12 protein-coding genes are annotated in these 13,612 nt (G+C 36.6%); 10 read left to right on the forward strand and 2 right to left on the reverse strand.

Annotated features, from left to right (window positions below):
* Nucleotides 1–128 precede the first annotated feature (128 nt).
* Nucleotides 129–1,601 carry a SulP family inorganic anion transporter gene (locus tag AC1MGI_RS09150; RefSeq protein WP_480349433.1) on the forward strand — a complete coding sequence of 491 codons (1,473 nt, stop codon included), beginning with the start codon at nucleotides 129–131 and terminating at the stop codon, nucleotides 1,599–1,601.
* A 47-nt stretch (nucleotides 1,602–1,648) separates the two neighbouring features.
* Here the strand turns inward: AC1MGI_RS09150 and AC1MGI_RS09155 are convergent, their stop codons facing one another.
* Nucleotides 1,649–1,795 (reverse strand): hypothetical protein, encoded by a 147-nt coding sequence (locus AC1MGI_RS09155; protein ID WP_480349434.1) that lies wholly within the window; start codon nucleotides 1,793–1,795, stop codon nucleotides 1,649–1,651.
* 575 nt (nucleotides 1,796–2,370) lie between these two features.
* Here AC1MGI_RS09155 and AC1MGI_RS09160 point away from each other — a divergent pair.
* A complete protein-coding gene (locus tag AC1MGI_RS09160; protein WP_480349435.1) occupies nucleotides 2,371–2,496 on the forward strand; it encodes a hypothetical protein in 126 nt (41 codons plus the stop codon).
* A 63-nt stretch (nucleotides 2,497–2,559) separates the two neighbouring features.
* Here the strand turns inward: AC1MGI_RS09160 and AC1MGI_RS09165 are convergent, their stop codons facing one another.
* Nucleotides 2,560–3,927, reverse strand: coding sequence for a hypothetical protein (locus AC1MGI_RS09165; RefSeq protein ID WP_480349436.1), 1,368 nt, complete (start codon nucleotides 3,925–3,927; stop codon nucleotides 2,560–2,562).
* 720 nt (nucleotides 3,928–4,647) lie between these two features.
* Here AC1MGI_RS09165 and AC1MGI_RS09170 point away from each other — a divergent pair.
* From AC1MGI_RS09170 to AC1MGI_RS09205, 8 genes are all read left to right on the forward strand, one after another.
* Nucleotides 4,648–5,061, forward strand: coding sequence for a BlaI/MecI/CopY family transcriptional regulator (locus AC1MGI_RS09170; protein ID WP_480349437.1), 414 nt, complete (start codon nucleotides 4,648–4,650; stop codon nucleotides 5,059–5,061).
* Nucleotides 5,061–5,918: a M56 family metallopeptidase gene (locus AC1MGI_RS09175; protein ID WP_480349749.1), complete on the forward strand. Its 858-nt coding sequence runs from the start codon at nucleotides 5,061–5,063 to the stop codon at nucleotides 5,916–5,918. Before AC1MGI_RS09170 ends, AC1MGI_RS09175 begins: the two co-directional genes overlap by 1 nt.
* Before the next feature lie 100 nt (nucleotides 5,919–6,018).
* Nucleotides 6,019–6,714, forward strand: a complete 696-nt coding sequence (locus AC1MGI_RS09180) for a DsbA family protein (RefSeq protein WP_480349438.1) — start codon at nucleotides 6,019–6,021, stop codon at nucleotides 6,712–6,714.
* 3 nt (nucleotides 6,715–6,717) lie between these two features.
* On the forward strand, nucleotides 6,718–7,128 hold the full coding sequence (locus AC1MGI_RS09185; protein WP_480349439.1) for a disulfide oxidoreductase: 411 nt from the start codon (nucleotides 6,718–6,720) through the stop codon (nucleotides 7,126–7,128).
* A gap of 383 nt (nucleotides 7,129–7,511) precedes the next feature.
* Nucleotides 7,512–8,009 carry a TRAP transporter small permease gene (locus AC1MGI_RS09190; RefSeq protein ID WP_480349440.1) on the forward strand — a complete coding sequence of 166 codons (498 nt, stop codon included), beginning with the start codon at nucleotides 7,512–7,514 and terminating at the stop codon, nucleotides 8,007–8,009.
* A 1-nt stretch (nucleotide 8,010) separates the two neighbouring features.
* Nucleotides 8,011–9,306: a TRAP transporter large permease gene (locus AC1MGI_RS09195; protein WP_480349441.1), complete on the forward strand. Its 1,296-nt coding sequence runs from the start codon at nucleotides 8,011–8,013 to the stop codon at nucleotides 9,304–9,306.
* 54 nt (nucleotides 9,307–9,360) lie between these two features.
* The gene (locus tag AC1MGI_RS09200; protein ID WP_480349442.1) at nucleotides 9,361–10,383 is read left to right on the forward strand and encodes a TRAP transporter substrate-binding protein; all 1,023 of its coding nucleotides are present in this window, start codon (nucleotides 9,361–9,363) and stop codon (nucleotides 10,381–10,383) included.
* Between the two features lie 458 nt (nucleotides 10,384–10,841).
* Nucleotides 10,842–13,574: an S-layer homology domain-containing protein gene (locus AC1MGI_RS09205; RefSeq protein ID WP_480349443.1), complete on the forward strand. Its 2,733-nt coding sequence runs from the start codon at nucleotides 10,842–10,844 to the stop codon at nucleotides 13,572–13,574.
* The last annotated feature ends 38 nt before the right edge of the window (nucleotides 13,575–13,612 follow it).

Raw genomic sequence — 13,612 nt, forward strand, 5'->3', positions numbered from 1 at the left:
ACCATAATCTGTATTCAAAAAAGGCTCATAATGGTTCCCTTTTGGGAAAGTTAGTGATAAACTAATTTTAGTTTAAAACTAACCTGACTTTTACGAAAAATAAAAGCCATATAAATATAAATTATGAGGTGAAAAAAGTGAGTAGTAAATTAACTGCAGAATGGTTTCCCAATGTGAAGGCAGAAATTCTCGCTGGGATTGTTGTCGCATTCGCTTTAATGCCAGAAGTGATCGGTTTTTCTATTATTGCTGGCGTTGATCCGATGGTCGGTCTGTATGCTTCATTTTGTATTTCCATTGTGATTGCGTTCGTTGGTGGACGGCCGGGAATGATTTCAGCTGCAGCTGGATCCATGGCATTAGTATTAGTTGGATTAGTACAAGATCATGGTATTCAATATATGCTTGCAGCAACTCTCTTGACAGGAATCATTCAATTTTTATTAGGCGTTTTTCGTATAGGACAATTAGTAAAATTTATTCCGCGTTCTGTCATGGTCGGTTTTGTGAATTCTTTAGCCATTTTAATTTTCACAGCACAGTTACCGTCATTTTCAGGTGAATCTTGGCCTATGTATGCAATGGTAGCTGGTGGATTAGCCATTATTTATCTGTTTCCTAGAATAACAAAAGCGATTCCTTCACCACTTATTGCTATTATTGTGATTACCATCATTGCCATTTATACGGGTAGTGATGTAAAAACGATAGGGGATATGGGAAGTATTTCAAACACTTTGCCACATTTCTTCATTCCAGATGTGCCATTTAACTTAGAAACACTTCGGATTATATTCCCATATGCTATTTCATTAGCTTTCGTTGGTTTAATTGAGACTTTGTTAACAGCTGAAATTGTCGATGATATGACAGATACAACCAGTAACAAAAACAAAGAATCTAGGGGACAAGGAATTGCTAATATTGTTGTAGGTTTCTTTGGTGGAATGGCAGGATGTGCTATGATTGGTCAATCTGTCATTAATACGAAATATGGCGGACGTGGACGTCTTTCTGCGCTCATTGCTGGTACCTTTTTGATGTTCCTTATTATTGTCTTGAATAAAATCGTTGTTCAAATTCCATTGGCTGCTCTTGTAGCAGTTATGATTGTGGTGTCAATAAGTACATTTGATTGGAGTTCATTAACACGACTACACAAACTTCCAAAAACGGATGCTATTGTAACCGTTGTGACAGTAGTTGCGGTAGTCATCACTCATAACTTAGCAATTGGTGTTATACTTGGAATTATACTCAGTGCTATTTTCTTTGCTTCTAAAATTTCAAAAGTGCAAGTGACAGAAGTCGTTCATTCATCACTTCAAAAGATGGAATACAAAATCGAAGGTCAATTGTTCTTTGCTTCAGTGACGGATTTTCTTGCTTCCTTTAACTTCAAGCAAGAAAATATTACAACTGTTGATATTGACTTATCCAATGCTCATATATGGGATGAATCAGGCGTTAACGCTATTGATAAGGTTGTTCTAAAATTCCATCAAAATGGTATAAAAACTAACATTCTTGGATTAAATCCAGCAAGCAAAACGTTACTTAATCGGATTACTATGTTTAATAAGCCAGGCGGTTTAAATTAAGATAGTAGTCATTCATGAAGATACCCCTTCAAAAAAAGGGGTATTTTTTATACTAATGATTGCCATAATATGATGACAAGGCCGATAAAGACGACAGAGTAATTAAATAGTGCATTGTTTTCTTGTTCTTCAACTTTTTGTCCTATTAGTTTTTCAAAAGCTTGCATACGTAGTTTAGTCAGCTGAAGGTACATAGTGATCCCTCTCCTTTTTATGCGAATACAATTATGAAACACCCTCTTTGTTATACAGTATTCGAAATCGCAATTTCAATTGCATGAAGATTACGTAAGAACTATGATATTTAATAGTACTAGCAGTGTTCCAGAAGCCTTTTTGAGGAAGAAATGTGGGTTGAGAGTATATTCCTTTTATAGGATATTATATTTTGATAATTTTGAAATGAAACAACTTTAAAGAGCCTTGCTACATGTATTGATATGCTCCCTGCTGATCCGATGTCAGCTATTTTTAAGGCAAACTAAAACGGCAAGTTGGTTCCTATTATTGTAAATGTACGGTCTTCCTGTAATTACTTTCCTTAAACTAACGCTAATAATCCAATAGAGTTGAACCTATTGGTCACAATCGAACCACCTTTAATTAGGCTTCATAATGTTTCATAAGACTTGTATCAAAATCTAATTGTTGTATCCCATTTGCCTAACGCTATGGTTTTGTGTCATTTCAATATTGTAAATATACAATAAATTAACCCATTCAGTACCTCCTTTAAAAAGGAGGTGTTTATATATGTCAGGTTGTGTTAATGGCGGCTGTGGCTTCGGTGGATTTGGCGGTTGCTGCTAATAAACAAAAGGAAAAAGGACGACCATTGATGGTCGTCCTTCTTTATATTAGACAATGTATGATTATCGTTTTTTTCGTACATTGAGAAGACTAATTAAGTGTTAATGCAAATGGCGTGCTTTTTACGATGTAACATAGCTACGAAAGATCATAATAAAATGATGGCAATGATTGTTCCAATACTGCTCATGATCAACGCATATCCCAAATTCCAAAACGAGACTTTGTATGAATTGATGGATAACAGATTAGCAGTTAACGATACAGAAAGATTAAAAGGTCCGGCAATGGTAGTCGATAAGCCTGAGGTCATTAAAACGAGACCGACACTAACTGGATTTATTGAATGTATAATTGGTTCAAGTACTCCACCAAGTATACTGATCGTTACAAGGGGGTGAAAACCAATCATCGCAAGCCCAATAAACAAAATTTGAATAAATACAAAAAGTAAAATAGGCGTGGTTGTTAAGTATTCAAACGGTTTTTGGATGTAGTTCATAAAGATTGAATCATTTAAATTACTTGTAAAAAAACCAACTGATAGAAAAAGTACCATATTATCTGTCAGACCTACTGTTCGGATCTGCCATAACGGTAGGCAATAGGCGAGATATGATTTCAATCGTCTAATGGAGAGAGCCCAGACAAATGAAAAGGGAATAATAATCAAAGCGACTGTTTGAAGAAAACCCATATCAAAGATGTGATTGACTAGCACAATGATTATCATAAAAACGATTAAATAGAGAAAAAGTGAGAAGATTTTTCGAGTCATGCGTGTGTTAATCCCTAACTCGGTTGCTGATTGAGCCTCTGTTTTTTGAGCACTTGTTTCGTTAGGTAATTCATACCGTTTAAAAGACTTAAACCCGATTACCCAATTAAGGATAAACAGTAGGACTGTGATCAAAAATAACCAAGGAAGATAAACAGGATAAGATACGTGAGTATACTCAACACTTAGGACTACGAGAAGCTCCATTGGACTTATTAGTAGACTTAAAGAATATCCTCTAAGTAATGATTGTGAAATAAATCGGTTTTTGATGTTTTGAGTTTCTCCCACAAGATTTTTTTGAACGACCGTTTTAAGCAAGGGAAGGGTTGCGATATTTAGAAAGCCACCCAATAAAAAGGCGGCAAAAGAACTGCGATAGTATAATTGCCCCAAATGGTGAATCCGTACTCTTAATAACTTATTTACTTGTTGGTCATACCGGCCAACAATGATGATACTGTTAATAAACGGCAGAACATAAAACACCGCAAGCAGCGACACAGTTGTAGTCATGTAAAGTGGAACTTCAGTGAATGATCTTTGCTGGTAAATAAAAATGAAAAAGCCGACAACAAAAAAAATAATACCGACGACTTTATATAAGTTTTTAGCAGATTTAAGGGAAAATAGTAAAGAAATTAGTGCTAGAATACCGATGGTATAGGAAAGGAATGTTGAATGCATAAATAGGTTCAGAAAATAACAAATGATTAATAAGCTATATAGCACGATCATGATCTGCGTTCTCCTAAGGGTTTTTTATTTTAATGAAAAAAAACGAAAGATCCGCTATTTTCCCGAGTGACTTCATCAACATGAAATCGTTTAATCGGCTAAAAGGGTAGAAAATATTGAACTGATAGCAAGAGACATTAAAAAATGGTTTAGATATTAAAGGGAATACTATTAGGCCAGTTTAGCCATTGCCCTTCGATTACTTTGAGACAAGTCATTATGTAGAATAGTAGTGCTAGTTTATAAATGGACGAGCGAACGGTCAATATCTTGAATGATGTTAGTAAGTTTGTTCACCTTCTTTTATCAAAATAATAAAGTCGTTCACTATTTGGAATAAGGTAGATGCATGGTTTATCCGTATTTTTACAGTCATAAAGAGAAATGTCAAGGTGAACTAACGGATTTTTTTGGAAATTTAGACAATGTAGCACGATAGTTCCATGACCAAAAAGCTTGAATACTATCGGCTAATAAGTCATTATTCATTGCCATTATTTAAAAAACAAATGATTGATTCCCTTCGTTCTTTTTACTAGTATCACTGATTATTAGAACATAGCCTAAATCTGCTTCTCATTGTTAATAATAAACATCATTTCATTACGGAAAACAATCAATAATCAACTTTTGAAATCGTCATTTAATGAATTAACTAAACTTGAAATGGCGAAGTTAATACACTACAATGTGTAGTGTGTAGTGTGTAGGGGGAGGAGTATGGATATTAATAATTTTAAATACGATGAGGTAGGGCTAAATCGCTTCTTTGGACCTTTAGAAGCGAAAATCATGGAACTCCTTTGGGAACAAGAACGAAGCATAAAGGAAGTTCAACAACGTTTGGATCAAGATAAACCAATCAATTTCAATACGGTCATGACCGTGATGAATCGGTTGGTAGGAAAAGGAGTATTGAAAAAGAGGATACAAGGCAGGGTCTCATTGTTCCATCCTGTTCAATCTAAAGAAGACTTTATTAAAGATCAGTCAAAGAAAATCACAGAGAATCTGCTTGATGGATTTGGTGGCATCGTCATTAATCATATGTTAGATGCTATGGAAGAAGTTGACCAAACTTTGCTTGATAAATTGGAACAAAAGATTAAACAGCTTAAAGAGGATAAGTCGTGATGTGGTGGAAGAAACGGTCCCTTTTTGTTATAGGATTGAGTCTTTTGATTGCTGTTTTAATCTGGAGCCAGATGGGGATGTACATCGCTCACCTTCTGTTTGGAGTAAACCTTCATGTGAATGTCTTTAAGTTTTGTATTAGTTTGTTTAGGGAACATTCATTTTATTATTTTTTGGTTACGATAATATTGGATGTATTAATAGCCTATACAATCTTAATTACACTGATCAAGATTATTGGACAATGTATGTTGTTGAAAAGGTTTAAAAAGGTGATTTTTGCTCAACAAAATCTAGGATTAACTACCGCTTTGAATAGAGAATTTGAGCGTCTACATCAAGACATTATCGTCATTGATCATAAGGAGTCGCTCGCATTTACTTTTGGATTTAGAAGACCTAGGATCGTCCTTTCTAGTGGTTTAATCGAGATATTGGATCGTGATGAACTGGAAGCTGTTGTGGAACATGAAACTTTTCACCAACAGAATGATGATTCCTTGAAGATTTTTATTCTACAACTAATCTCTCAAACTATTTGGTTTATTCCCCTAACTAAATGGTCATATCAAAATTATAAAATTATTAGCGAATTATTGGCTGATGAATATGCGATCCAGAGAATGGGTTCTGAATTAGGCTTAAGCAGTGCTTTGTTTAAGTTAATTAAGAATTATTTTAAGGGAAACTCTACCCCGGTCTTGGTTCATTTTTCGGATGAATCGGTCAATTATAGATTACAGCAATTAGTAGAACCTAAGAAAACCATCCCTGTCAGGCTAAAAACGACCTCGATGGTAATCTCGATTTATGTATTAATTCTCATAATGGGGATGATATTCGTGACGATTACGTAATTGTAGTAGTTGTCACCATGTTTTTTTACCTATTTGCACTACGTGATGTAGTGTATAAATCATGAAAGAAAAGCGATTTTTAAAGTATGGAGGTTATACAATGGCTAATAAAAAATCAAAAAAACAAACGTACAAGAAACAAAAGCAATCATCGAAATTTATCTTTTGGGTAATTGGCTTGATCGCAGTTTGTATCATCGGCTTGATATTTTTGTCTAACGGAAAAGATCAAGTAGCTGCTTTCGACTATAAAGCGCAGCCTGTAATAGGAGATTCAACGGCTCCTGTTCAAATTGTTCAATTTGGTGACTATAAATGTCCGATCTGTAAGAGTTTTGAGGAAAATTTCTTCCCACACATTCAAGAGAATTTGATAGACACTGGAAAAGTTCAATTTTATTTCATGAATTTTTCATTTATTAATGTGGATTCAATCCGTTCAGCTAAATTTGCGGAAACGGTGTATAAAGAATTAGGAAATGAAACCTTCTGGAAATTTCATAAGCTATTATATAGTAAACAACCCGATGATCTAAAGTATGAGAAAATGGATGTGTTTACCGATAAATTTTTAGAAGAAACATTGGCAGAAATCGCTGATAGTTCTGATGTAGCGAAAGTCGTTAAGGCATTTAAAGCGAATACTTCTGAAAAAGATTGGAAAAAGGATATGTCCACTGCGAATAGATTGAATGTAACTGGAACGCCTTCCATTTTTGTTAACGGGGAAAAGTTTGCAGGAAACACATTTGAGGACTTAGAACAGATGGTTGATGAAGCCACAAAGGAGAAATAGTTCATGAATATTCCATTGCTATTTTCCTGGATTATTTCCATCGTTGCGACTATAGGGAGTCTTTTCTTTAGTGAATATCTTCATTTTATCCCTTGCACCCTTTGCTGGTATCAAAGAATTCTCATGTATCCATTGGTGTTTTTTTTAGGACGGGCTTTTTACGAAGGAAATAGTAAAATTTATGCTTATATATTGCCTCTATCTATTTTGGGGATGCTGGTTTCGGGTTATCATTACAGCCTTCAAAAAATTCCGTCTCTCAAACAATTCGAAATGTGTACGAGCGGTGTCCCCTGTTCAGGAGAATATATTAACTGGTTAGGGTTTATTACAATCCCTTTACTAGCTTTTGTTGCTTTCTTGTTCATTACTTTTAGTATGGTAGTACTTGCTCGTAAGCATAGAAATGGTTGAGTAGAAAATAGACTAACTCTTAATAGAAATATTCGTCTATCGGTATTGAAAAACTGATAGGCGCTTTTTTTTATGATTAAAGGTGGCGCATATTTTGACATGTAGGCATTAATTAGAAATGTTGATGATGGATACTAAATTTTTTATGGTAATATTTTCATAATAAGGGTGTGGATTTGATGTGGAATTCCTGGTTTTAAAAAGAGGATAGATACATATACCTATATTTATTTTGAAAATAAGAGCTTATCACCTAAAAAAAACACAAATTCTTCTAAAAAAACTCTCTTTAAAAACATGCTAATTATTCGTAATATTAGCTTATGAAAACGTTTTCTGTGGAAAGGGGAACAAGTAATATCAATAAAATAGGGGGGAAGCACATGAAACTTATCAAAAAAGTGGGGATTTTCATCGATTCTATTTTTGAGAAACTCGCCCTTACGTCTCTGATTGCCTTAGTACTAGTCGTTACGACTCAAGTGATGACCAGGAAATTATTTAACTTTGTTTTCTTTTGGTCAGAAGAAGTGACCTTGCTATTGCTTGGCTGGTTTGCTTTTATGGCGATTGCGATAGGATTTCGAGAGCATATCCATTTAGGGATTGATTCTTTTACTAATCTATTTCCAAAAATCTTTAACAAAGTATTAGATAAAGTTATTAGTCTCTCTATTTTTGCTTTTGGTTTATACCTTGTCGTTCAAGGGTGGGACTTTACTGTACTGATGATGGAATCGACTCTTCCAGCAACGAAACTTCCAAGCAGTATTACGTATGTTGCGATGCCAATCACTGGTATTATGATATGCGGTTATTCCCTACTACACTTGTTCAATAAAGATACAACTAGATATAAAGATCTGGAGGAGGGAATGTAATTTGGACACGAATACGATTGCGGTCATCATCTTACTCTCAAGCTTTGTACTATTAATATTACTTCGCTTTCCGATTGCTCTAACGCTTGTTGCCTCATCATTGATAACGGTTATTTATTTAGGTATACCGATGCCAATTATTGGTCAGCAAATGATTCAAGGGTTGAATTCCTTTTCACTGCTTGCTATCCCGTTTTTTATCTTGACGGGACAAATAATGAGCGCAGGGGGGCTGGCTACTCGGATTGTAAATCTGGCAGGCTTGTTGGTCGGTCGAATTCGTGGCGGTTTGGCTATGGTAAACAGTGTAGCTTCGTTATTTTTCGGTAATATCTCAGGCTCTGCAGTAGCGGATGTTTCTTCTGTCGGTTCTGTTATGATACCAATGATGAAAAAGAAAGGCTATGAAGCGGATTATGCGGTTGGGGTAACGATTGCATCAGCTATTCAAGGGGTAGTCGTACCGCCGAGCCATAATCTGGTATTATATTCTTTAGCAGCAGGTGGGGTATCGATCGCCAGTTTATTTATGGCTGGTATCGTACCAGGCGCAATCATGTTAATTGCCCTTATGATTACTGCTTATATTATTGCAAGGAAACGAGGGTATGAAAAATCGGACCTTATACCAAGATCACAGTGGGCCGGAATTCTTTTACACGGTTTCCTTTCGTTAAGCCCTGCAGTCATTATCTTAGGCGGGATCATGAGTGGATGGTTTACAGCAACTGAGTCAGGTGCACTAGCTTGTTTATATTCTTTTATTCTGGCATTCGTTGTTTATAGAGAAGCTCCAATCTCAAGTATTTGGAATATTTTGAAACGAACTTTAAAAACGGTTTCGATGGTATTCTTCCTGATTGGAGCATCCGCTTCCTTCGGCTGGATTCTGGCCTACTTGCAAATTCCATCTATGGTAACTGATTTGTTCTTGAATTTTTCGGACAATCCAATTGTTATTCTATTAATCATTAATATCTTATTGCTACTTCTAGGTGCGCCAATGGATATGGCGCCAATGATTTTAATCATGACACCTATACTTCTACCAGTTGTAACAAGTTTTGGAATGGATCCTGTCCATTTTGGGATTGTTCTTATCCTGAATGCAGGGATTGGATTATTGACACCGCCTGTAGGAACGGTCTTGTTTGTTGGCTGTGCGATTGGGAAAGTTTCCATTCAACAAGGAACGAAAGCCATGCTTCCATTTTTCTATGCATTACTAGTCGTTCTGTTAATTATCACCTATATACCTGAAGTTACATTATGGCTTCCGAGTTTAGTAGTCAAATAACTTGAGGCATAGGTGAAATTATAAATTAAAAAAAATAAAAGGGGTGTAATGAGAATGAAAAGAAAACATATTACAGGTTTTTTAGCTACAGCATTAATGGTTGGTGGCTTACTCGCTGGATGTAGTGGAAAAGAGGACGCGGCTCCAGCAAGTGGCGATTCCAAATCGAAGAAAGCGGAGTTCACTTTTCGCTTAGCAGATAATCATCCAGTGGATTATCCGACAGTTATAGGGGACAAAAAGTTTGCTGAGTTAGTCAATGAAAGAACGGATGGCCGGATTAAAATTGAGGTTTTCCCATCAGGGCAACTAGGTGATGAAAAATCAGTACTTGAACAGGTTCAGCTCGGAGCAATTGAGTTTACGAGAATTAATTCTAGCCCGCTGGCCGAGTTTAATGATGATTTCGCAGTATTTGGACTACCATATGTATTTGAAAGTGATGAGCATTTGTGGAATTTCTTAGACAGTGAAACAGGAACAGAATTGTTGGATGGTCTTGAATCATCAAAAATGAAAGGACTAGCTTATTACAGTTCTGGTTCTCGTAGTTTTTATTCGACTAAGCCAGTTAAAAGCTTAGCAGACTTAAAAGGACAAAAGCTCCGTGTTCAACAAAGTAAGGTCAATATTGATCTAGTTGCAGCTCTTGGAGCAAGTGCTACTCCTATGCCATATGGCGAAGTATTTAGTGGTCTCCAAACAGGAATCATCGACGGTGCGGAAAATAACCTACCAAGTTTTGATTCTTCTAACCATTATCAAGAAGCAAAAAATATTATCTTGGATCACCATCAACGTATGCCAGAAGTACTATTAGTCAGTCAAACGGCATGGAATAAACTATCTGAAGAAGATCAAAAGATTGTTAAGCAGGCTGCTCTAGACTCCGTAACAACCCAAAAAGAAGAATGGGCTAAGTGGGAACAAAATTCTGAAAAGAAATTAAAAGATGCTGGTGTAACGTTTACTGAAGTAGAAGATCTTAATGAATGGAAAGCGGCCGTTAAACCTGTCATCGCTGAATATCAAGACAAATATAAAGATTTATTAGATGCTGTTGATGCAGCTAAATAATAGAGTGAGTAATTAATCAAAGAATTCCAGGTCAAATTTTGATCTGGAATTTCTTCTAGTAGAATCGACTAGAGGAAAGAAAACGAAATAAATTAAAGCGTAGCATATGGAGAATTATTTGTTTTTTCCTATACTATTAATATTAAGATACTAAAAAAAACACAATTTTTACTAAAAAAAACCATATACATGAATCGGATCACTAGTCGTATAATACTTATTAAGCGCTTACACAAAACGGGTTTGGTATTATAAGTCAGAAAATTCTGAATATTATTAAAGGAATAGTCCTAATTCAATTTAGTTACTAAAACTTTGTCCCTACTCAGGACTAATAGAAACGTAGATAAAGTGTATCACTTAAGGAGGTGATCTTGTCTTTTAATACATAGCAGTGAAATTTTACTTCCTGTTATTTTGTAATTGCTTTACTAGAGAGATGAGGAGGAGAAGGTAAAATGGGGAAAGTCTCAAATCGTTTTAAAAAGGTTGCAAAAGTCTCGTTCGCTTCGTTATTGACAGTCTCGCTTGCATTTCCATATGCAGGGGTAGATCGTGCATCAGCTGCTAACGATGATAACAACAAATCTGTGCCAAAACTCGATGCCCGTATCAAACAAAATTTGAAAATTAACGGGAAGGAATACAAAGATTTAAATGGAAACGGCCAACTAGACAAATATGAAAATTGGCAGCTCCCTATTGACGAGCGGGTAAAAGATCTGGTATCACAGATGACGCTTGAGGAAAAAGCGGGGATGATGATTATTTCCTCACATTATATGGGAAATAGCAAATCTTGCGCAGCCCCTGACAAAGCTAGCCTGCTTTGTGAGGAAGATTCAATACAAACGATTAATAGTTGGTCAGTACCAGGCCAAGATTTTTATGAGTTTGATCCACCGATTATCTCAGCATCAGCAGCTACTAAAGGTATACAAGAGCGTAATTTACGCTACTTAATTATTCGTGACAACCCATCTGCTGAGGATTTGGCGACATGGATCAATGAGTTGCAAAAAACAGCAGAGAATACAAGATTAGGGATTCCTGTTGTCATGACCTCAAATCCTCGAAATCATGTTGGAAATTTAGCTTTCGGATTTATGGAAGCATCCGGCAAGTTTTCAGAATGGCCAGGTGAATTGGGCCTTGCGGCAACGCGTGACGCAGATCTTGTAAAAGAATTCGCTCAAATAGCTGCGAAGGAATGGACGGCTACCGGTATTCGTAAGGGCTATATGTATATGGCGGATGTTGTCACAGACCCGCTATGGAATCGAATTAACGGTACATTCGGTGAACACCCTGACTTAGCTGCTGACATGATTACTGCAGTGGTGAAAGGTTTCCAAGGTGAAGAGCTCGGAACACATAGCGTTTCTTTAACGACAAAGCATTTCCCTGGCGGCGGTGCACGTGATGATGGCCATGATCCGCATTATGAGTGGGGTAAATACAATCCTTATCCGACGGAAGGTAGCCTATATAAGTACCATCTTCCAGCTTTCAAGGCAGCTATTGAAGCGGGAACAACTTCTATGATGCCTTATTATGCGTATCCAAGTAATGAATTTAGTGTACCTCAATTAAAAGATGGTAAGGAATTTGAAGAAGTTGGTTTTGCATTCAACAAAGCGCTTATTACAGATCTATTGCGTGAAGAGTTGAATTTTAAAGGATATGTTAATAGCGATACATCTATTATGTATTCTATGCCATGGGGCGTTGAAAGCTTAACAAAGCCCGAGCGGTATGCAAAAGCAATTAATGCCGGAACTGATATTGTTTCAGGAGAAGCAGATCCAACTGATCTAATCAAAGCAGTTAATGATGGTTTAATTACTGAAAAGAGAATCGATCAATCAGTAACTAGGCTGTTGAAGGAAATGATGGACTTAGGCCTATTTGAAAACCCTTATGTTAATCCAGAGAATGCACAAAATGTAGCAAATGATCCAATTTCACAGGAAAAAGCAGATGAAGCACATCGTAAGTCAGTCGTACTTCTTCGTAATGATGAAAATACATTGCCTCTGAATGACGAGAAACTCGAAGGAAAGAAGCTTTATGTTGAGGTCTTCTCCAAAACAGATGCTGATACTAAAAGTAGCGATTTGAAGAAATCAATCCAGCAGTATGATCCTTCTATCCAATTGACCGACAATCTTGATGCTGCTGACTATGCTCTAGTATATGCGATGCCGAGCACCGTAGCGGATCGTCCGGATACTCCATTAACAGTGGCGTTAGGACCTGATACAGGAATCGATGTTACCAAGATCAAAGCAATTGAGGAGAAGGTCCCAACCATTCTGACAATTAATATGAGCAGCCCGTGGTTGATTGAGGAAATTGAAGAAAATGCAGCTGCCGTCGTATCTGTTTTCGGTGTAAAAGCAGAGGCATTGATTGATGTAATTCGCGGCGATTTCGCTCCGACTGGTAAACTCCCATTCACGCTTCCTGCTAATCAAGCAGCGATTGATAACAACAATGGTGACGTGCCAGGCTATGATGAAGATGACTCTTATGTTTATCGTGACAAAAATAATCAAGCTTACGAATTTGGCTACGGCTTGACTTATAAAAGTGGGTCAGAACCAAACCCCGAGAAAGTGACATTTGCGGACATCACAAATCACTGGGCAAAAGCGGATATTGAATTATTAGCTACAAAAGGAATCATCAAAGGGAAAACAAAGGACATGTTTGCACCAGAGAAAAACATTACTCGAGCTGAATTTACAGTATTACTTGCACGTGCTCTTGGTTTAACAAAGGTTGACAAAGAATTAAACTTCAGTGATGTAAACCAAGATAATTGGTTTGCAAAAGAAGTACAGGCGGCGGTGAGTGCAGGATTGATTAATGGATACCCTGATGGTACATTCCGCCCTAATATGAACATCACTCGTGAACAAATGGCTGTACTGATCAGTCGTGCCTATCACTTTGTAGAGAAAAAAGAAGTGACTAATACAGCTGATCAAGTATTGGCTAAGTTTACAGATCGTCAGTCGATTGGTGATGGGGCGAAAGCAGATGTAGCGTTGGCAGTTCAACTTGGAATCATCCAAGGAACGCAAGCGAATGAAATCCAACCAAAGAAACCAGCAACTCGCGCTCAAACAGCTGTCATGTTAAAACGATTTTTACTTAAAGTGAATGCGTTAGTTGAGACAAAGTAAAGCTCTACTAAAATGAGATTAATAGGATTGGTAAATCC

It is taken from the genome of Peribacillus sp. BM1 (assembly GCF_056679975.1).

Coding starts and splice junctions, on each gene's coding strand:
- AC1MGI_RS09155 (WP_480349434.1), bottom strand. CDS start 1,795: ATGTACCTTCAGCTGACTAAACTACGTATGCAAGCTTTTGAAAAACTA.
- AC1MGI_RS09160 (WP_480349435.1), top strand. CDS start 2,371: ATGGCGGCTGTGGCTTCGGTGGATTTGGCGGTTGCTGCTAATAAACAA.
- AC1MGI_RS09165 (WP_480349436.1), bottom strand. CDS start 3,927: ATGATCGTGCTATATAGCTTATTAATCATTTGTTATTTTCTGAACCTA.
- AC1MGI_RS09170 (WP_480349437.1), top strand. CDS start 4,648: ATGGATATTAATAATTTTAAATACGATGAGGTAGGGCTAAATCGCTTC.
- AC1MGI_RS09175 (WP_480349749.1), top strand. CDS start 5,061: ATGTGGTGGAAGAAACGGTCCCTTTTTGTTATAGGATTGAGTCTTTTG.
- AC1MGI_RS09180 (WP_480349438.1), top strand. CDS start 6,019: ATGGCTAATAAAAAATCAAAAAAACAAACGTACAAGAAACAAAAGCAA.
- AC1MGI_RS09185 (WP_480349439.1), top strand. CDS start 6,718: ATGAATATTCCATTGCTATTTTCCTGGATTATTTCCATCGTTGCGACT.
- AC1MGI_RS09190 (WP_480349440.1), top strand. CDS start 7,512: ATGAAACTTATCAAAAAAGTGGGGATTTTCATCGATTCTATTTTTGAG.
- AC1MGI_RS09200 (WP_480349442.1), top strand. CDS start 9,361: ATGAAAAGAAAACATATTACAGGTTTTTTAGCTACAGCATTAATGGTT.
- AC1MGI_RS09205 (WP_480349443.1), top strand. CDS start 10,842: ATGGGGAAAGTCTCAAATCGTTTTAAAAAGGTTGCAAAAGTCTCGTTC.